Genomic DNA, 20,100 nt, shown 5'->3' on the forward strand with positions numbered 1-20,100 from the left:
TGCTCCGGCAGCAAGGCGGCGGGCATTATCTGCCATTTTCAAAATTTCTTGCTTATGGAAAAATTCAGAAAAAATAAATGGATAATTGGACTTTTTCTTATAGCAGTATTTTTGTTGCTGCTATTAATCAGGCACTACTTTCTATTTAACTCACAAAATAATGTCTATTCATTCGTATCAATACTTTTATTAATTGTAGGGATTCTGCTATTTATTCCTTTTGAATACATTCCATATTTTTTTTATGACAATAGAGAATATGTTGCAAATAAAACGGCAGAGCAACTTGTTAAAAAACTTCGTTATAGAGCGTTACTTTTTAATAACATTTCAATTGCCGTGCTTTTAATAAACATAGTAGTTATAGCTCTGGGGTTCTATCTGTTAATCAATCCACCCGTGAAAAATGTTAGCGATCAAAATCTACTTGCAACGAGTTTAACAATCAGGATTGGCGCATCAGTATTATTGATATTTTTAGTCCAAATTCTGTTCAGAGTATTTAAATACACACTTCGTATAGCTGCATTTTATAACGGGAAAGCGGATGCTATTGAATTTAATAAAATAATGCCAGAAGCAAACCTGGAAAAGTTTATGGAGTTATTTACTCCTGATAAGTATGACATATCTGATTTGCAACAACCCTCAATAACAGATAACCTTGTTACAAAGTGAATGTTACGAAACATATTATTCATGTAATGAGTTGCTTATTGGTGTTGAACAATAATGCTTGATAAAAAGCCAACTAAAGTCATATGCTGTATTGAATCTTAATGGGCTTTACCAACTATTCTTCAGTAGTATACTTTAAATTTAAAAATAACACTTATTCTGCGTATTGCCTCAAAGTTGAATGCCAGACACGCTTGCATTGAATAATTTCATAAATACCTTATTTAACTATTACAAGATTGTAGTTGCGGAGTGCAGCATTTACCGGCACATTCAATACATTTTAAATTTCTTTCACTAACAAGTTTTGGCTTTTTGTTATCGTAAACCTCTGCTTTTACGACCTGTCAAATATATGCAGGAAAAAGAATTTATACGGCTTACAAGCGTTTGTAATCATAAGCAAATTTTAAGCATGTTCTAATAAAATTAAGGGCATTCTAATTTTTGGAAATGTGTTGTATTTGTAGCTTCACTCTCAAAGAAGGACAGGCTATGAAAAAGTTTATCGTGACATTCAATTACAATGGTTTTGCCTTTACGGCAAAAGTGTTTATTCACAAGCATGGCAATACAATAGTTTATTCTACCCAGTTGATAGAAGACTACTTAGCATACATGTTTGAAAACAAGGAACTGATTTTTTCAAAAGAACCGGATGGCTACAAACTGGTGTTGTTTTCGGGTGCCACACGCGATGAACCACACTACAGCGAGATGCTGGATTGGCATATTAAAACAGAGTTTATTGATAAGACAAAAACGCTGTACAAACAAACGTTTAGCATGTCTTAACAAAGGGCTGTTTTAATAAAAAATAGCTGATAAATTTTTTAGTTAAAATAAGGCAACCTGTATTGTAAAAAGGGTTTCCTTCCTATCTTTACAACTCACCAAAGAAAAGGAGGTATTCATGCAATCTACAGATAAATCATGGACGCCTTCGGTTAGTATCGCCTAACCGGGCTTCTCCAAAAATAATCTGCCCCGCACGGGCGGGGATAGCCACTGCCACACAAAGCAGTGGCTTTTTTATACATTGAAGTAAGCCTTTTCTGCTGTAAGATTAAGGTACGGATGCGCTGCCTGCAACTGTGCAACTTTACTGGCATACTGTTGCAAAAACTGCTTGTGTTGCTGCGAAGCGGGATTGAAAGGTTTATGATTTCTGGCAATATTAATTTTACGAATATCTTCTGCTAAAGATTTTGCACTTTCTTCTACACAGGCATCAAAGAAATGCTCTAAAACAAACTGTGTGGCAGGATAATTAGGATGCGCCATATCTATATCGTAAAAACGATAATCGCGCAACACATCAATTACTAATTCATACGCAGGGAAATAATTTAATTTATCAAACTTGTTTACTACATGATGCACCGCTTCAATTAGTCTTGCTTTGCTGCGGTTATTCTCTATTACCCCATCGCGCAAGTGCCGTACAGGACTGATGGTGAAAATAATATTCAGTTTTGGATTAAAATGAAACAACCGAAACAGCATGCCATCCAAAGCTGTTACAATTTCTTCAATAGTGCACAAATGCTTTTGAAAAGTTTGTGCCGGTGCTTTGTGGCAATTGGCCACATTGTTTTGTTGCCTGCTAATTCCTTTTTGCAAGTCTGTTGGTGCAGTTGCAATAAGCTTATATATAAATGATGAACCTAATGTAATGATAAGCCAATCAGCCGCTTTTAAAAAATGATGTGCTTCCTGTTGAGATTGGTTGATAGCTTGTAAAGCCAGTGTTTTATCAGGATTGGAAAAGCGGCTGTGATGATGCCAGCTATGCCACGCCTCATTGAGATAAAATAAATCTTCATCTGTGTATTGCTTATTATCAATATAAGAGATAATACTCCCACAAACACTTAACGGATCAAACAAAATTCCATTAGGGTTTTGCAATACCTGGAATTTTACATCACTTAAATAATTGCCGATATGCTCGGTAAAACAAGAACCGATAAGCAGCAATTTATCCCGGTAAGTAATCGGTTCTGTTAAAGGTTTTATTTGTATAGGAATCTGGAACTGCATTACACAAAAATTTCCGAAGCAATAGCCATACTTTCGGCTAAAGCTTGCTTGTTGATATAGGTAGGAATAGCTTGTTGTTCAAAAAAATAGATCATCTTTTCAGTAGGCATATTTCCTACCAAAGCATCCTGCGCCATAGGGCAGCCACCAATACCTTTTAAAGCGCCATCAAAACGGCTACAACCTGCTTCGAGCGCGGCTTGCAGCTTGTATTTATAGTTTGTGGCAGTCGTATGCAAATGCACACCAAACTCCACATTGCTGTACTGCGGAATAAGTGTGTTTAATGCAAAATAAATTTGCTCTGGTGTTGCCAATCCTACCGTATCAGCCAATGAAATAATGTGAACATTTCTTTGTACCATTTCATCTGCATACTGCAACAAAATGTCTGCATTATATTCATCATTATACGGATTGCCAAAGCCCATACTTAAATAAATCACTAACGTTTTACGGTGCTTCAAACACAACCTTTGAATAGCTTCTACCGTTTGCAAACTTTGTTCAATCGTGCTGTTGGTATTGCGCAACTGAAACGTGAGTGAAATGGAAAACGGAAAACCTAGATACGTAATTTCATCATATTGCACTGCTTCTTCCGCACCACGGAGATTGGCTACAATAGCGAGTAGTTTCGTGGCAGTAATTGATAAATCTAAATGTGGAATTACTTCTTTTGTATCGCGCATTTGAGGTATGGCTTTGGGCGATACAAAGCTGCCAAAATCCAATATATCGAAACCCACTTGCAATAAGCTATTGAGATAACGTATTTTATCTTCCGTAGTAATAAAATGCTGCCAGCCCTGCATTGCATCGCGCGGGCACTCTATTATTTTTATTGCTCCATTATTGGGTAATGCCATACATCCTTTGTTTCATTGCTTCATACAAAATAATACCTGCTGCTACCGATACATTGAACGAATCAAAGTCACCTTTCATAGGTATGGTGAAGTGTTCATCTGCTTCATCGGCCAATCCTTTTTGAATGCCTTTTTCCTCATTGCCCATTACTATGCAACAAGGCTCCTGCATGTTGAGTTGGTGTAATTTTTTTACAGCTTTCATTTCACTGGTAAATAATTTGATGCCATTCAAGTGCAGCGTTTCTGCAGCTTTCAGCAAACCTTGTGTACGGCACACCTGTATTTTTTCCAAAGCACCGGCGCTACTTTTCACTGCTTCTTCGTTTAGGGCACCAACACCTTTTTCGGGTATGATGATCGCCTGCGCGCCACAACATACCGCACTGCGTGCAATAGCACCAATATTACGTACATCGGTTACACCATCGAGCATTAAAAACAGTGGCGCTTCACCTCGTTCATTTACCCAGTCAATCACCTGCTGCAAATCCTGATATGCCACGCCCGACTTAAAAGCCACGACACCCTGGTGTTGAATGTTAGTCAGACTATTCAGTTTTTCAACGGGCACAAATTGCACCGGCACATTGTATGTTTTGGCAAGTAACCGTATCTCATTGATGCTTTCGCCGGAGGCATTTTTAAACAATAAAATCTTATCAATCAATTGCCCGCTTCGCAAAGCTTCTGCCACCGGATTACGGCCGGCAACAATGTTTTTTTTCGACTGGTAATTAGGACTTTTCTTAAATGGTTCTTTCTTCAAATCTTTTGTTTCTTTAGAACAAAATAAAACAAAAAGTCCCGCTCTAGAAGCAGGACTCTTATTTACAAAGAATTTATTAACTGGTTACTCTACTACTATATTCTCGGAGAATACACTTTTATCTGCATTTATCACACGAACTACATACATGCCAGGAGTAATGGCTGCAGGCAATTGGATGGTTTGCGTTTGTCCTTTTACACTTACATACGCCGCTGTACCGGCAACTTTTTTGCCGCTTAATTCTGCTACTTCTATTGTGCTTTTACCCTGCACAATATTGTTGAAATACACATGCACGGTTTTGTTTTTAACCGGATTGGGATAAACAGCTATTGATTTGCCTGTAAACTCTTTTACCCGTATTGTTGGTACGTCTGTTTTTTTAATACCACATGCAATAAAATTGCCGTTAGCAAAGTCGGAAGCATTGAATACTTTTTCTTCTTTCTGGTCTATAGCACTGGCTTCCAATGTAGATAAATCAACACGATAGTAATTATTGGCATCTAACGAACTGCTTACCACTATCTGCCCGTTTTCATCAACGGCAGCAGCATTTACACTGTAAGGCGCTGGCAGGTTTTTGATAGTACCAAGGAAATCTGCTGTCATGTTTGCCGGGTTAATTTTAAATACATGTCCTGCAATAGTAAATAAATAAAGATTACCACCATCATCTGCCACCATATCGCCACCCCAGCTTTCAGCCTGCGTATGCACGCTGATATCGCCGTTATTTTTCCCATCTTTCAGGCTGCCCAAATCCGTAATATGGATGTTTTTGCCGGTAGAAAAACGAATCAAATGATTGCCACCGTTGGTTAATGCATAGCCGTAGCCATCGGAGCCAAAGGCCATACGGGTAATATTATCTGCCTCTCCGGGACGCGATACAAACTGTTTTACGTGTTGGTTTTCTACATGAAATATTTTCAGCTCGCGCTGGTTAAGATCAATGTACTGCAATTCGTTGCCAAAAAGGCTAATAAAATACAACCTGTTTTGCCCTGCATCATATGCCGAAGCTGCACTTAAAGATTGCGAACTGCCTACAGCAGGTTGATTACTAGCAGCAGCGTTTATTACATTGCCGGTAACGGCATCTACATGCGCTGGCTTTTGGGAAAGCGGAATATAAATATTACGTACCAGTGAGCCGTTGCTTAAATTCACTTCGCGCAAAACAGTCCAGTTGAGGTTTCCTTTAACTTCTCCGGTAATAGCAAAAGCAGTATTTTTTTGCGCCTGCGCCTGCGGAAGAATGGTTACAAACGAGACAGCAAGGGATAGCAAGAGTATAGGTCTTTTCATAAAAACAGTTTTTACAGTAAGCAAGTTAGTATAATATTTTGTCAAGTAAGGCATTTGCATCTAAGCTTTTTTTATTTGGCGCAAAGATAGTCTCCTTTGAACATAATAGATTTATTATACATTTAAAATAAGCTCTATTTAAGCCGACTTGCAGCTTTTTTTACACTTCCATATTGCATTAACATTGCTTTTGCCTTTTCGTAATCGTACATATCCAATTGTTGCATCAACATGCGGGTGCCGCGGTCAATCAATTTTTCATTGGTAAGCATCATATTTACCATGCGGTTGTCCTCTACTCTGCCCAGTTGTATCATTACTGTAGTAGAAATCATATTGAGTACCAGTTTTTGCGCCGTACCGCTTTTCATACGCGTGCTGCCGGTTACAAATTCGGGACCGGTGATTACTTCCACGGGAAAATCGGCTGCTGCTGCCAGCGGGCTGCCGGCATTGCAGGTAATGCAGCCGGTAGTAATACCGTTTTCTTTACATTTTCTTAAAGCTCCAATTACATACGGCGTGGTGCCACTGGCGGCTATGCCCACCACCACATCTTTTGGAGATATTTTATATTCCTGCAGATCTTTAAAGCCTTGCTCCGTATCATCTTCTGCATTTTCTACAGCTTTAATAATGGCGGTGTTGCCACCAGCAATAATACCGATAACCATATCGTACGGTACGCCATAGGTGGGCGGACATTCGCTTGCATCTAAAATACCAAGCCGCCCACTGGTGCCTGCACCGATGTAAAACAAGCGCCCGCCCGCGAGCATTTTATCTGTGATTTCTGTTATTAATTTTTCTATTTGCGGCAGCGCTTTTTCTACGGCAAAAGGTACGGTTTTATCTTCATTATTAATGTTGGTTATCAGTTCTTTCACCGTCATTTTTTCCAAATGCCGGTAAGGCGAAGGCTGCTCGGTAGTTCTGATAAAATCGTTAGCCATTTTGTTTGGTTCTGTTGTTTATTGGATAAGTTATTAATTGTTTCATAAGCTGTGGCAATAATTGAGTGATTAAGCAAATACATTTTTAAACTCCAGCATCAACAGCACTTCTACACAGAGGCAAGGATTATACTTTGTAATTCATCACATTTTAATAGAATTACAAAATTTTAAAACAATGAAATTACAAGAAACATACTTTATATGTATTCGAGTCTTCATAGTTCCATTATTGCGGCATTTTTGTGATAACGCTCAACCCACTCCATAATATTTCAGCAAACCTTCCATTGGGCTTTGCGCCACTTTTCCCAACTCAAACTCGTACGCATTGCATAGCTGTTGCAATATATCTTTAAAACCATAAGCAATACTGCCCACAAAATGAATAGGCATTTTCCAGCTTTCAGTGTATTTGCATAAATGCTGAAAAAAGAAATCGTTTAATCCATCTTCCAAAATATTTTCAATCATATAATGCCCGCGGTTTTGCGCCAAAAAAATGGCATACGATGCCAAGTAACGGCTGGGCAAAGGTTTGGTATAAACGCTTTCCAGAATATCTTTTGCTGTAACGGTAAAAGTAGCATCAAAACGGGCACGCAGGTCTTCATCAAAGGTGTTGTATAAATAATATTGAATTACTTTTTTACCCAAATAAGCACCACTGCCTTCATCGCCCAATACATAGCCTAAACCCGGGCTGTTTTTTACTATTTTTTTACCATTATAATAGCATGAATTGCTGCCCGTTCCCAATATTGCCACCACACCTTTTGCCCTGCCAACTGTAGCATGTACGGCAGCCATCAAATCGTGTGTTACTTCCACCGTTGCAGCCGGAAATGTTTTTTGTAAAACGGCTTTCATCAATTTCAAATTATCGGTATTGCCCAATCCTGTACCGTAAAAAGCTACTTTGCTTACTATTACTTTGGGCATGTTTGCCAGCAATTCCGCCTGCAAAACAGCTGCAATTTTTTCCTTTGATAAAAAATAAGGACTTATGCCGGCAGTGATGATGGTTTGTATTTCACCATCACGTACCAATCGCCACTCACATTTAGTAGCGCCACTGTCGGCTATCAGCGTTATGGCCATGTATCAAAATTTTATTTATCTTAAATAAAGTATTGCAGATATTCGCGCATCGTATATTAAGATACAAAGAACGAAGATTTATGGGAAGTAAAAAATTTCAGGTATGGTTGCCATTGCTGTTTGCCATTGTAATGACAGTGGGGATGGTGATCGGCTACCAGATGCGCGCGAAAACAGCGGTTGCAAATTCTTTTTTCCAAAACAATATCAGCAGCAGTGTGTTGCCGGAAATCCTCTCGCTTATCAAAAATAAATATGTAGATAAAGTAGGGACGGATAGTTTAAAGGCTGATGCTATTAATGAAATGCTGGCGCATCTCGATCCGCATAGTGTTTATATTCCGCCTTCGGAACTGCAGAATGTAAACGAAGATTTGCAGGGCAATTTTCAGGGTATTGGAATAGAGTTTCAGATATTTGACGATACGGTAAATGTAGTAAATGTAATAGCGGGCGGGCCATCCGACGAGGCAGGCATGGAAATAGGTGATAAAATGCTGGCAGTGTATGACACTATCTCCATTGCCGGAGTAAATATCAAACCCGATAAAATACGCAATCTGTTGCGTGGTGAGGGCGGTACCGATGTGAATGTTACGGTGCTCCGCAACGGGCAGCAAAAAAAACTGACCATCGAGCGTGGCACGATACCCGTTCCTTCGGTAGATGTGAGCTATGTAATTGCACCGCAAACCGGCTTTATCCGCATCAATAAATTTGCAGAAACTACTTACGAAGAATTTTTAGACGCTCTTAAAAAACTGCAGCAACAACACATCCAAAAACTCATATTAGACCTGCGCGGCAATGGTGGTGGTTTTTTAAACGAGGCAGTGAGTATAGCTGATGAATTTTTGGATGATAACAAATTGATTGTATACACACAAGGTACCAATGTGCCCAAAACCGAGTACCGCTGCAAGCGCGAAGGTTTATTTGAGAAGGGAGAACTGGTAGTCTTGGTGGATGAAACCTCTGCATCGGCAAGCGAGATATTGGCAGGTGCTTTACAGGATTGGGACCGGGCCACCATTATTGGTCGCCGCACCTTTGGCAAAGGCTTGGTGCAGCAGCAATACAACTTAACAGATGGTGGTGCTTTGCGTTTAACAGTGGCGCGCTATTATACACCTTTAGGCCGCAATATTCAAAAGCCTTACAACAAAGGCAAAGAAGCTTACGAAGAAGAACTGATACAACGCTTTCACAATGGCGAAGTAGTAATTGGCGATACCACCAAGCCAACCACACAAGCATTTAAAACACCGGGCGGGCATCTGGTGTATGGTGGTGGCGGCATTACGCCGGATATCTTTATACCTTTTGATACAACTGCACAACCACAACCGGTAGTAGATTTATTTTACAAGGGAACGCTCAGCAACTTTGTGTATCATTATTACATGGATCATAAAAGCACGCTGCAAAGTATTAAAACGCCGCAACAGCTCACCAATCAATATCGTCCTGATAATAATGACTGGCAACAACTGGTCAATTTTGCACAGCACGATCGCATCAATCTGAGCAATGTTTCGGAAACAGTGAAACAAGATGTATTAAAAAAATTGTCTGCTTATCTTGCCCGGCAGATGTTTAGAACAGAGGGATATTTTGTAGTAACAAATCCAAAAGACCCGATGGTGGAAAAAGCACTGGCGGTGTTGCAATAGCATTGACAGACCACAGTTGTTCGTTGATAGAAACAGCATTGAACCACTAAGAGTTTATAAGACAAATAAGTCTTTTTGAGTAGCTTATTTTCCTCAAGTCTTCGCGGTTCAAAGCAATTAATCTAACCCATAAAATCGTATAAAATAATGGTCAGATATTGCCTTGCCTTAGATCTGAAAGATGATGCAGATTTAATTGCTGAATATGAGCAGCGCCATCAGCACGTCTCGAAAGAAATCATTGATAGCATCACGAGTGCAGGTATTAATGTGATGGATATTTATCGTACCGGCAACCGCCTGTTCATGATTATAGAAGCGGATGATAGTTTCTCATTCGATAAAAAAGCGGCGATGGATGCAGCCAACCCCAATGTGCAGGAATGGGAAACACTAACCTGGAAATTTCAGCAGCCGCTACCCTGGGCAAAAGAGAATGAAAAATGGGTGCTGATGGAAAAAATATTTTCTTTACCCCAACCACACCAGCATGAACCTACACCTGCAAAATAAAGTATTTGTGGTAACGGGTGGCGCCAGCGGTATTGGTGCAGCCATTTGCAAACTGATAGCTGCAGAAGAAGGCATTGCGGTGATTGCAGATAGGAATACTACGCAAAATGAAACATTGCTGCAGCAACTACAACAAGCCGGGAGACAGGCAATGGCCGTGCAGGCTGAACTCACCAATGAAAGGGATTGCAAAGCGGTGATTGATGCAGTGATTGCTGCTTACGGCCGTATAGACGGGCTGGTAAATAATGCCGGCGTGAATGATGGCGTAAGTTTGGAAAATGGCACTGTAGAAAGTTTTAACCGCTCGCTGGATGTAAGCTTAGTGCATTATTTTGCTATGGCGCACTATGCTTTGCCCCACTTGAAAAAAACAAACGGATGTATTGTAAATATTGGTTCTAAAGTATCTGTAACCGGGCAAGGCAATACTTCGGGCTATGCGGCGAGCAAAGGCGCTATTAATGCACTGGCGAGAGAATGGGCTGCCGAGTTGTTGCCATATGGCTTGCGGGTGAATACCGTAATACCAGCAGAAGTAAGCACACCGCAATACGAAACCTGGATACAAAAGCAGCCCAGCCCCGAAGAAAAGCTGCAACAAATTGTATCGCGCATTCCACTGGGCAAACGTTTTACCACCCCCGAAGAAATTGCGAATACTGTTGTATTTTTATTGAGTGATGTATCGTCGCACACTACCGGGCAAGTTATTTTTGTAGATGGCGGCTATACACACCTCGATAGGTCGCTGACATAAAAGTTGTGAGTGGTCGGTTGTGAGTTTGGGAAAAATAAAAAGGTGAACATAAAAGTGTTTTATAAAACAACACTGTTTTCACCCCTCACCACTAAATACACACAACCAGCCACTCACCATTCACCACTATTGTTGCTTACCATATAAATCAGATTCATGGCATTAGCTACTACTTCGCAATCAACGATTGCTGCTTCTGAACAAGGTACTAAAAGCTATTTGTTTCCTTTTATTTTAGTTACCTGCTTATTCTTTTTGTGGGGATTTTCTTATGGGCTGCTCGATGTGCTTAACAAGCATTTCCAGGATACTATGAACGTATCTAAAGCCCGCTCTACTTTGCTGCAGGCTGCTTACTTCGGTGCCTATTTTTTAGTGGCTTTGCCCGCCGGTTTGTTTATGAATAAATTTGGCTACAAGCGTGGCATCATTGTAGGCTTATCGCTTTTTGCAACAGGCGCATTTTTGTTTTATCTTTTTGCTGCTTCCGATATTGCAAACGATTCCAAATTCAACTTCTTCCTGGGTGCATTTTTAATATTGGCATCCGGACTTACTTTTTTAGAAACGGCTGCCAACCCCTACTCTACTGTTTTGGGTAAGCCGGAATTATCTGAATTCCGATTGAACTTATCGCAAAGCTTTAATGGTGTGGGCGCTTTCTTAGGTCCGCTGGTAGGTGGCTATCTGTTTTTTAGTGAAGGTGAAGGATCTACAGGCAGTTCGCAATTAGGTAGCGTACAAATTGTATATGTGGTGATTGGCATTGTGGTATCGTTGTTTGCTATCTTGTTTTGGCGCACCCACTTACCCGAAATAAAGGAAAGCACTATTGTTTCCAGTATTGACCAGGACATTAAACCATTGGCAGCACACAGGCACTTTATCTGGTCGGTAGCTGCACAGTTTTTTTACGTTGGTGCACAGGTAGGTATCGCAGCCTTATTTATTAATTATTGCATTGAAGCAGACCGCACTATTAATGCCCAGACAGCATCTAAGCTATTAGGTACCAGCTTACTACTGTTTACCATCGGACGTTTTACCGGCTCGGCATTGATGAAGAAATTCGCACCTAATAAATTGCTAACGGTTTATGCACTCATCAATATTGTTTTGTGTGTTGTAGTTGTGTATTTAAAAGGTATTTTTTCTGTGTATGCATTAATGGCTATTTTCTTTTTTGAGTCCATTATGTTTCCTACCATTTTTGCTTTGGGAGTAAAGGACTTAGGGCATCATACTAAAAAAGGTTCTTCTTTTCTGGTCATGTCTATAGCCGGTGGAGCGATTATGCCGTATGTGATGGGCTTTATTGCCGATAAAACAGCTTATACTCCTAATGCTTACCTGATTCCGCTGTTTTGCTTTGCGCTTGTTGCGTGGTATGGATGGAAAGGGTATAAAGTGAAATAATTATTTCTTTTTTACCGCAGAGAACAGAAGTAAATAGCGTTTGGGTAATGGAACTGAGTTTATATCCAAAAGATTTCGGCAAACGGGCATATGATAAAGGGGTAACTTTGGACTATTCAAGACCAAATAAATCTACAGATAACCTGTTTGTAGAATCATTCAATGGTTTATTCCGGGACGAGTGTCGGAACATCAAATGATTCTTATCACTGGAAGATGCCTATGAAAAGATCAATGCCTGGATAGCAGAGTATAAGAACTTCAGACCCATACTTCTTTAGTGGGCTTAATACCGGCACAGGTAGTGGAAAGATGCCAGGCATTAGAAACAGAAAAGAAAACCTGAGCCCTTGCCGGGCTTCTGCTCATTGAAGCATTTTTTGCAGCTATAGAATAAACATCAGCAGCATCAGAAAAAACGATATTTCAAAGAGCAGATTTAAGCGCTGTAATAAGCCCGGAATCTCTACTTTTTGCATGCCCGAAATTAGGGAGGAAGCCAATCCTACAACACATACAATACCTCCACATTATCAGGTATTTCAAAAAGATGCAAATATTTAAGCCGTTAATCAAAAAAGAGTTGGATTATTTCATATTTATTTATTTACTTTGTAATTCAAAGTACTTTTAAATGAAAGTAGAACAAGATTATATCCGGGATATAGCGGAAATGCGCTCCCTCATGGAACGTTCTTCTAAATTTCTGTCGCTCTCCGGTTTGGCTGGTATTATGGCAGGTGTTTATGCCTTGGCTGGCGCCTATATTGCTTATAGGTTTTTTAATTTTAATCCCGATAAAATCGTTTACAGTATCGTGAAACCAGAAAGCTTATACGCTGATTTATTCAAGGTTGTTTTATTAGCCATTATAATATTGATATTAGCTATAGGTACGGCTATTTTTCTTTCCTTTAAAAAGGCTCATAAAAGGGGTGAAAAACTTTGGAATCCTACTGCCAGGCGGCTGCTCATCCATATGGCAATTCCACTTATCGCAGGCGGTCTGCTGATCCTTATTTTGACCTCTAAAGGATTGATTGGCCTTATTGCTCCATTTACGTTATTATTTTATGGGCTGGCGTTATACAATGCCGGTAAATTCACTTATGAAGAAGTGAAAAGCTTAGGACTTATTGAGATAGGATTAGGATTGATCAGCTCCTACTTTGTTGAGTATGGATTATTGTTTTGGACTGTAGGTTTTGGGGTGGTCCATATTATATATGGTATTTATATGCATTACAGGTACGAAAGATGAAAATAGTAACCGATCATTTACATAAAGCATTCGAAAGCAGGATCAGGCTGGGAATTATGTCGGTGCTGGCAGTTAATGATATGCTTGATTTTAATACATTGAAGGACTATCTGGATGTGACCGATGGCAACTTGGCCAGCCACCTTAAAGCATTAGAAAAGGAAGCCTTTATTGATGTAAAAAAGTCGTTTATTGGAAGAAAACCAAATACGAAATATTTTATGACGGAATTGGGCAAAAAAGCGTTTACTGATCACCTGAAAGCATTGGAAAAATTAATAAAATCGCAGCAATAGCTATGCATACAAAAACAGTACAACAGAACAATAAACAGGATAATGAGTATTTGCAGCTTTTAGTTTAAGAGAAAGAGCAGGACTAAAAATTTTTTGCCTTTTTACTTTGAAAAACAAAGTTCTTTTAAGAAAAAACAACAAAACAATTTATAACCTTAAAACAAACAAAATGACACAGAAAAACAATGCAGCAGAACAGCCCGAACAGATTTCAATGGGTAAACCAATGTTGATAGGCGCAGTGATTGGTTTAATCCTTATTTCACTATTTGTATTTGGAGTTGATGAGCCTAAACCAGAATGGGGAAAGCTATGGATGCTTAAACCGCTGATCATCGTTCCGTTTGCAGGTGCAACGGGAGGGCTGTTTTTTTACTTCATGAACTATCTGAGTTCAAAAGGCAGTTTTAATAAAACACTGGCTATTATACTAAGCCTGGTAGTATTCATTATCGGACTGTGGCTTGGATTTGTTTTAGGATTAAATGGCACGTTGTGGAATTAAAAAACCTTAGCTGATCAGAAGTAAAAACTTGACCAAACCGCTTTAAAATAAAAACAAATGAAAGACGAAATACTCACCCATCTAAACGACCCCAGGCAACTTGAAAAGATGTACCGGACGAACAAGATGGTTTTTAAAAGGGAGTTCAGTACACTCTATCCGGAGCTAAAAGGCAACACACTCGCTGATTGCTGGAATGAAAGACTGAATTACGAAAGTGAGGAAATTAACCGGGGCACAGGCAGGGAATTATTATTTGTGATTATTGCTTCGCTCCTGGCGGGTGCAATTGCAAAGCTGCCGGCAATTCTACATATAAACGAAGCGTTTTTCTATCCCAGAAATATTGGTTTTATCATTTTTCCGGCGCTATCGGCTTACTTTGCCTGGAAAAATAAATTACCAGCCGCCAAAATTGCTTTTATAGTTGGTACAATACTCATTGGTTTAATTTTTATCAACTCCCTTCCTGATGTTCAGCAGAGCGACACCTTGCTTTTATCGTGCATTCATTTACTCTTATTTCTATGGTGTGTATTAGGTTTTACTTTTGTTGGTGAAACCAAAAATGATGTTGAAAAACGCCTTAGCTTTTTAAAATACAACGGCGACCTGATAGTTATGACCACGCTCATCCTGATAGCAGGCGCAATTATGACCGGTATAACCATTGGTCTTTTCTCATTGATAGGCTTTAACATTGAGCAATTTTATTTTGAGAATGTTGTTGTTTTTGGGCTTCCTGCTGCGCCTGTTTTAGGCACCTATCTTACGCAGACCAACCCGCAACTGGTAGGTAAAGTTTCGCCGGTAATTGCTAAAATATTCAGTCCGCTGGTATTGGTGATGCTGGTAATTTACCTCGTAGCAATGGTATATTCGGGTAAAGACCCTTACAACGACCGCGAGTTTTTACTAATTTTTAATGCACTATTAGTTGGGGTGATGGCTATCATTTTCTTCTCTGTTGCCGAAACAGCTACAACAACTAAAAGCCGGCCGGAAATCTGGGTGCTTTTTTTGCTATCTGTTGTAACTATCATTGTTAGTGGCATCGCGTTGTCTGCCATTTTATTCCGGATTTCAGCATGGGGAATTACGCCAAACAGGGCTGCAGTTTTGGGAGGCAATGTGTTGATTCTGGTAAATCTTTTATTAGTAACTGTGCAACTTTTTGGGGTTCTTACAAAGAAGGCTGATATAACCAGGGTTGGAAAAGTCATTTCCTCCTACCTGCCCTTTTACTGCATTTGGGTTACGATTGTCACCTTTCTATTTCCGTTTTTGTTTGGGTTTAAATAAAGCAGCAGGTCAACAGCAATGTCGGTTGCTATGTTGCCTACGCCGCATGGGTGCTTTATGGATGAATCAACTTGCAAAAGCGATAAATTAACATAACGCATAGTCCTGCTTCTTTTATTTGCTTTTTGTAAAAAGCTGTTTTTTACAACGGAAATTACTAACATTCAGCTTAATGAATTAGCCTGCGGCAGGTCTGTGGTTCAAACCATCATTTTTAAATATTCTCTAAAAACTTCAACCGACAGACAATCTTCTGATATTGTAGCAAAATGTATTAATTATAGGGTATTTCATTATTAGAGTTGCTGTTGAAAATGGATTAGCATTGCGATGGTTGCCCAATGCTCATATTGTACTGATCATTTCCATATCTTCTTCTGCCATGGCTCTTGTTTTGGCACGATGAATAATCAATTTTCTTCCTCCACAGAAAACAGCAAACGCCGTTATTGCGCAGCAAGCCATTACGCCAGCCATAGGCAGTGGAGTGCCGTTTTGCAACACACTTACAAGTGCCGAAGCGCCTGCACCAATACCCATTTGAATAGCGCCCATCAACGCGGAAGCGCTGCCCGCAGTATTGCCAAAAGGCGCTAAAGAAAGTGCAGATGCATTTGGAAAAATAAAGCCTTGTCCACACAAAAATAAAAAAATGAGCAGGATGGTAATAAATAGTCCGTTTAAACCTAAGAAGGTGATGGCAGCCAATATGATTCCGATGATACTTTGACAGCAGGTTGCTGCTTTTATGATTTGCTCACTGGAATACTTTCTTAATGCCAGATTATTGACCTGGCTGGAGCCAATCACACCTATAGAAATCAGTGCAAATATCCACCCGTATTGTTTTTCGTTTACCTTAAATAGCTCCATAAAAACATAGGGCGACCCGCTGATATAAGCATATAAACCAGCATAGGCAATAGCGCCCGTTAACGTATAGGTGTAAAACTGCGGATGCTTAAGAATGCCTGTAAAATTGCTGAGAATAGCACCGGGCTTCAATGAAAAATAGGGATCAGGTTTTCTGCTTTCGGGCAACAAAAAATATACGCCGGCAAGGATGAGGAGGTTTATAATAATGAGTATTGCAAACACATACCGCCAGCCAAATGCAGCAGTAATATAACCACCTACGGTGGGGGCAATAATCGGCGATACCGCCACTACCAGCATTAGCGTAGAAAATATTTTGGCATTTTGTTTCACTTCAAATATATCCCGCACGATAGCCCTTGCCGCCACCATACCCGCACAGCCACCAAAAGCCTGCAAAAGCCGGAAGATAATTAACGCATGTACCGATGTAGCCATAGCACAACCTACGGAGGCAAGAAGGTAGATGAAAAGACCGGTGTACATCGGCTTTTTTCTGCCAAACCGCTCCAGCAGCGGGCCATAGACCAATTGCCCCACCGAAATACCTATAAAAAAACTGGAGAGTGATAACATAACCTGTGCTACGGATGTATGCAGACTTTTCGCAATATCCGGAAAAGCAGGCAGGTACATATCAATAGAAAAAGGACCAATGGCGGTGAGCAGACCCAATATAATAATGAGATGAAAGTATTTTTTGGCGCCGGTGTTGTTCATAGTATATAAATACCGCAAAGGTACTTCGCAGTATTTACCGCTTTTAAATGATTACCTAACAAAATATAGCTTTCAAATAATTATGCGGGTTAAAGTTAAATGCCATGATAACAGCAACAGATCTTAAATGAGCCTGTGCAAAACGAATAGGGCGGTATGAGCTATGTATTCATTCAACACCCTTTTTCGGGTAGAACCACCTGGGCTATACAATTTATCCTTTTCAATAAGTGTCCGCTCCATCCTGCCGGATGTTTTTACGGAGAGGAGGAATTTGTGCATGCCCATGTTTTAGCACATGTAGTGTTAGGAAAATACAATAATTTTCTTAATAAATATTATCATACTTTTTATAAATAAGGATATTGCTTAAATTCGCTCCACTATTGGCTTGCCATCATCCTTTCTGTTCATAGCCAATACTTTGTTTAACTAATAACTTTGCATCATGGAGTTTTTAAAAGACGTTCAGGATTGGTTTGTCGGTTTTTTTGGTATCAGACATATTTTGGATGTTGTTCATTCAGGCGACTATAGCTCGCTACTCTCGCTCGACGGACTTACCTGGATTATTGCGCCATTATTTCCGGTTCTGCTGTTTCTGGAGATCATGAAAGCATTGATCTTTAGAAAGTTCAGAGCCATTGATTATAAAATACCTTTCTTCTCTTATGTGCTCAATGCCTTTATAGGACGGTTTTTGTCTATCGGGCTTGTTGTAGTGTGTATCGGACTGTTCGAAAAATACGCGATTATCAAAATCTCGTTTACCTGGTACTGGTTCATTTACGGCTATATTGTGTGGGAGTTTGGTCATTTTATTTACCATTATCTCGGGCATAAAGTGCGCTTGTTCTGGTGTTTACACTCCACCCATCATGCACCGGAAGCAATGAACCTATCCGTTTCTTACGCCCACTTTTTCCTCGAAGGGCCTTATGCCGACTTTATCCGGACCACCGTTTGTATTCTTCTTGGTGTACCGCCGCCCATGCTGTTCCTTATTATGTTTATTGATGGTGTTTGGGGTGGCTTTATACACATTGGCGAGCACATGATGCGCGATGGCAAGCTCGGTCCGCTGCATAAATTCATTCTCACGCCCATGCATCACCGTGTACACCATGCCAAGAACCCATTGTATATGGATACCAATTTCTGCAACCTGCTCAATATCTGGGATCGTGTTTTTGGCACCTACCAGTTGCAGGAAAAGACAGTACCCATTACTTATGGCATCACCAGAGAAATGGCACCCAACAGCTTTCTCGATGCATATTTTGGTGAGTTCGGCGCATTGATCAAAGACATACGTAAAGCACCCGGCATTAAAAATAAATTCCTTTATCTTATTATGCCTCCGGGCTGGAGCCATACCGGCGATCATAAAACCGCCAGTAAGGTTAAAAAAGAATACTTTCAAAATCCACGACCTGAAATTGCAGAGGAAGCACGGGAAACACCGGTATTGGACGGTGCCGAGCCTTCGGTTGCCCAGGTAATTGCATAGATTATATCAGGGATGGAGCTTACTGATACCAACATTTTTATGGACGAATAATCGGGATTATCAATCAGTTCTCCAATAAATGATGTAATACTTTTTTGGAGTTTAATTATTAACTTCTTAACTAACCAGCCTTCACAGAAGCTACCATTAAATTTAGAAGTATTTTACCTTTTTAAACTGTCCGCTTCTGTTTTTGATGTGTCACCCATCATTGGAGCTACCGTACTCGTGTTATCGGACGTAGGTGGAGTAGTAATGCTATTGGTATTACTGTCTGACCCTCAGCACTTTCACTGCCATTTCAGCAAGACGTGAAAACACCTGCTATAGCGGCAATCAATAACATTTTTTTCATAATGAACCTATCTTTTTGGTGGCTGAATGCAAGCTGCTTACATAAAAGTAATAGCAGTTATTTACTGCTGCATAACAACGGGTGAAGTGGATTGCAATTGTTTTCCAAATGGTTTCTCATATAAACGCTTTCCGGTTGCCTTATGCAATGCGTTTGCAAGCGCACCAAAAATGGGCGGGAACAATGGATCACCAAGACCGGTGTCATGGTCATTTTTCACAAAATGTACCTCAATCGCCTTTGGTGCTTCGCTATATCTAACCATGCGATAGGTATTAAAATTATTTTTTTGTGGCGCTCCATCCTGAAATGTCATTTCTCCATACAGCGCATTTCCGATACCATCTACTATTGCTCCTTCGCCCATGTTGGCTGCTGCATCAGGATTTATCACCATGCCGCAGTCAACAGCAGCATACACTTTTTTAATAACGGGCTTATTGTCCTTCATCGTCAGATCAATCACTTCAGCTACTTCAGGTGTGTTATTTATGCTGCTTTCTTGTGCATAAGATGATTGAACAATCATAATGAGAAAAATAGTGCAAAATTTTTGCTTTCATGTGTTATTAATTTATACGTTTTACATAGAGAAATTTGGTTGTGGGATGATGTTATTTTATTGCATTATATTCTGCATCCGTTACCTTTTGCAACCATATTGTTTTTCCTTTTTGTGCAGGTGAAATCGCGATATAAGCAAAACTGCTATTTGATACTGCTGCGTGCCAATGCGCTACACCTGGGAGACATTTGATGACATCTCCTTTATGAACAATCTGCCCCGGCTTACCCTTCTCCTGGTAGTATCCGGTGCCTTCCGTAATAAGCAGAATTTGTCCGCCGGGATGAATATGCCAATCCAATTTTGAACCAGACGCATAGACTGCCTGAGCAATGCCAAAAGTGAAAGCAGTATCCGGTTTACTTAATTCATTGAGCCAGATAGTTCCTGTATAATTATCCGTGTTTTTACCTATTTCACCTTTTGGAAAAATAGATGTATCCTGTGCTTGCGCCAGAGTAAACAAAGTAACACAGAATACAATCATTAAATACAATGCTTTTTTCATGAGTGTATTTTTATTGTTTTTGAGTTATTTCATAATGCACTAACGACCTACCAGTTTTTGCAACTGTTCAGGATAACGGGCACCCTGAACTTCAATTTTAGAAACCGCATCAT

The 20,100-nt window shown here is 39.9% G+C and carries 20 protein-coding genes and 1 pseudogene; 12 read left to right on the top strand and 9 right to left on the bottom strand.

The window, feature by feature from the left end; all coding sequences use genetic code 11:
• Positions 1 to 54 precede the first annotated feature (54 nt).
• Together FC093_RS17820 and FC093_RS17825 are read left to right on the top strand one after the other, a co-directional pair.
• Positions 55 to 678, top strand: a complete 624-nt coding sequence (locus tag FC093_RS17820) for a hypothetical protein (RefSeq protein WP_137263170.1) — start codon at positions 55 to 57, stop codon at positions 676 to 678.
• Between the two features lie 495 nt (positions 679 to 1,173).
• On the top strand, positions 1,174 to 1,473 hold the full coding sequence (locus tag FC093_RS17825; RefSeq protein ID WP_137263171.1) for a hypothetical protein: 300 nt from the start codon (positions 1,174 to 1,176) through the stop codon (positions 1,471 to 1,473).
• 237 nt (positions 1,474 to 1,710) lie between these two features.
• Here the strand turns inward: FC093_RS17825 and FC093_RS17830 are convergent, their stop codons facing one another.
• From FC093_RS17830 to FC093_RS17855, 6 genes are all read right to left on the bottom strand, one after another.
• The gene (locus FC093_RS17830) at positions 1,711 to 2,721 is read right to left on the bottom strand and encodes a GSCFA domain-containing protein (protein WP_137263172.1); all 1,011 of its coding nucleotides are present in this window, start codon (positions 2,719 to 2,721) and stop codon (positions 1,711 to 1,713) included.
• Entirely contained in the window at positions 2,721 to 3,590 is an 870-nt protein-coding gene (locus tag FC093_RS17835) for a hydroxymethylglutaryl-CoA lyase (protein WP_137263173.1), read from the bottom strand. Before FC093_RS17835 ends, FC093_RS17830 begins: the two co-directional genes overlap by 1 nt.
• On the bottom strand, positions 3,574 to 4,359 hold the full coding sequence (rlmB, locus tag FC093_RS17840; protein ID WP_240743352.1) for a 23S rRNA (guanosine(2251)-2'-O)-methyltransferase RlmB: 786 nt from the start codon (positions 4,357 to 4,359) through the stop codon (positions 3,574 to 3,576). Before rlmB ends, FC093_RS17835 begins: the two co-directional genes overlap by 17 nt.
• An 84-nt stretch (positions 4,360 to 4,443) precedes the next feature.
• Positions 4,444 to 5,673 carry a T9SS type A sorting domain-containing protein gene (locus FC093_RS17845; protein WP_170971145.1) on the bottom strand — a complete coding sequence of 410 codons (1,230 nt, stop codon included), beginning with the start codon at positions 5,671 to 5,673 and terminating at the stop codon, positions 4,444 to 4,446.
• Positions 5,674 to 5,807: 134 nt separating this feature from the next.
• Complete coding sequence (gene murQ / locus FC093_RS17850; RefSeq protein WP_137263175.1) at positions 5,808 to 6,626, bottom strand: N-acetylmuramic acid 6-phosphate etherase; 819 nt, start codon at positions 6,624 to 6,626, stop codon at positions 5,808 to 5,810.
• Positions 6,627 to 6,881: 255 nt separating this feature from the next.
• Complete coding sequence (locus FC093_RS17855) at positions 6,882 to 7,727, bottom strand: N-acetylglucosamine kinase (protein WP_137263176.1); 846 nt, start codon at positions 7,725 to 7,727, stop codon at positions 6,882 to 6,884.
• An 80-nt stretch (positions 7,728 to 7,807) separates the two neighbouring features.
• Between FC093_RS17855 and FC093_RS17860 the strand changes: the two genes are divergently transcribed.
• From FC093_RS17860 to FC093_RS17900, 9 genes and pseudogenes are all read left to right on the top strand, one after another.
• Complete coding sequence (locus FC093_RS17860; protein WP_137263177.1) at positions 7,808 to 9,400, top strand: S41 family peptidase; 1,593 nt, start codon at positions 7,808 to 7,810, stop codon at positions 9,398 to 9,400.
• 147 nt (positions 9,401 to 9,547) lie between these two features.
• Entirely contained in the window at positions 9,548 to 9,913 is a 366-nt protein-coding gene (locus FC093_RS17865) for an L-rhamnose mutarotase (RefSeq protein ID WP_137263178.1), read from the top strand.
• The gene (locus FC093_RS17870) at positions 9,891 to 10,673 is read left to right on the top strand and encodes an L-fucose dehydrogenase (RefSeq protein ID WP_137263179.1); all 783 of its coding nucleotides are present in this window, start codon (positions 9,891 to 9,893) and stop codon (positions 10,671 to 10,673) included. The genes FC093_RS17865 and FC093_RS17870 overlap by 23 nt, the downstream gene beginning before the upstream one ends.
• A 156-nt stretch (positions 10,674 to 10,829) precedes the next feature.
• The gene (fucP, locus tag FC093_RS17875; RefSeq protein ID WP_137263180.1) at positions 10,830 to 12,089 is read left to right on the top strand and encodes an L-fucose:H+ symporter permease; all 1,260 of its coding nucleotides are present in this window, start codon (positions 10,830 to 10,832) and stop codon (positions 12,087 to 12,089) included.
• Positions 12,090 to 12,135: 46 nt separating this feature from the next.
• Positions 12,136 to 12,358: pseudogene (locus FC093_RS24670) on the top strand (integrase core domain-containing protein); the annotation flags it as partial.
• Positions 12,359 to 12,723: 365 nt separating this feature from the next.
• Positions 12,724 to 13,350, top strand: a complete 627-nt coding sequence (locus FC093_RS17885) for a hypothetical protein (protein ID WP_137263182.1) — start codon at positions 12,724 to 12,726, stop codon at positions 13,348 to 13,350.
• Positions 13,347 to 13,646 (top strand): winged helix-turn-helix domain-containing protein, encoded by a 300-nt coding sequence (locus FC093_RS17890; RefSeq protein ID WP_137263183.1) that lies wholly within the window; start codon positions 13,347 to 13,349, stop codon positions 13,644 to 13,646. Before FC093_RS17885 ends, FC093_RS17890 begins: the two co-directional genes overlap by 4 nt.
• Before the next feature lie 169 nt (positions 13,647 to 13,815).
• A complete protein-coding gene (locus tag FC093_RS17895; protein WP_137263184.1) occupies positions 13,816 to 14,151 on the top strand; it encodes a potassium transporter KefB in 336 nt (111 codons plus the stop codon).
• 57 nt (positions 14,152 to 14,208) lie between these two features.
• Complete coding sequence (locus tag FC093_RS17900) at positions 14,209 to 15,453, top strand: hypothetical protein (RefSeq protein WP_137263185.1); 1,245 nt, start codon at positions 14,209 to 14,211, stop codon at positions 15,451 to 15,453.
• A gap of 345 nt (positions 15,454 to 15,798) precedes the next feature.
• Here FC093_RS17900 and FC093_RS17905 read toward each other — a convergent pair whose 3' ends face one another.
• A complete protein-coding gene (locus FC093_RS17905; RefSeq protein ID WP_137263186.1) occupies positions 15,799 to 17,049 on the bottom strand; it encodes a multidrug effflux MFS transporter in 1,251 nt (416 codons plus the stop codon).
• 448 nt (positions 17,050 to 17,497) lie between these two features.
• Here FC093_RS17905 and FC093_RS17910 point away from each other — a divergent pair, with 448 nt between their 5' ends.
• Positions 17,498 to 18,559 carry a sterol desaturase family protein gene (locus tag FC093_RS17910; protein ID WP_137263187.1) on the top strand — a complete coding sequence of 354 codons (1,062 nt, stop codon included), beginning with the start codon at positions 17,498 to 17,500 and terminating at the stop codon, positions 18,557 to 18,559.
• 416 nt (positions 18,560 to 18,975) lie between these two features.
• On the opposite strand, the gene FC093_RS17915 is transcribed toward FC093_RS17910, so the two are convergent.
• Both FC093_RS17915 and FC093_RS17920 read right to left on the bottom strand, forming a co-directional pair.
• Complete coding sequence (locus FC093_RS17915; protein ID WP_240743353.1) at positions 18,976 to 19,443, bottom strand: molybdopterin cofactor-binding domain-containing protein; 468 nt, start codon at positions 19,441 to 19,443, stop codon at positions 18,976 to 18,978.
• 85 nt (positions 19,444 to 19,528) lie between these two features.
• The gene (locus FC093_RS17920) at positions 19,529 to 19,987 is read right to left on the bottom strand and encodes a cupin domain-containing protein (RefSeq protein ID WP_137263188.1); all 459 of its coding nucleotides are present in this window, start codon (positions 19,985 to 19,987) and stop codon (positions 19,529 to 19,531) included.
• Positions 19,988 to 20,100 lie beyond the last annotated feature (113 nt).

The organism is Ilyomonas limi, from assembly GCF_005233845.1.
Lineage (GTDB): Bacteria > Bacteroidota > Bacteroidia > Chitinophagales > Chitinophagaceae > Ilyomonas > Ilyomonas limi.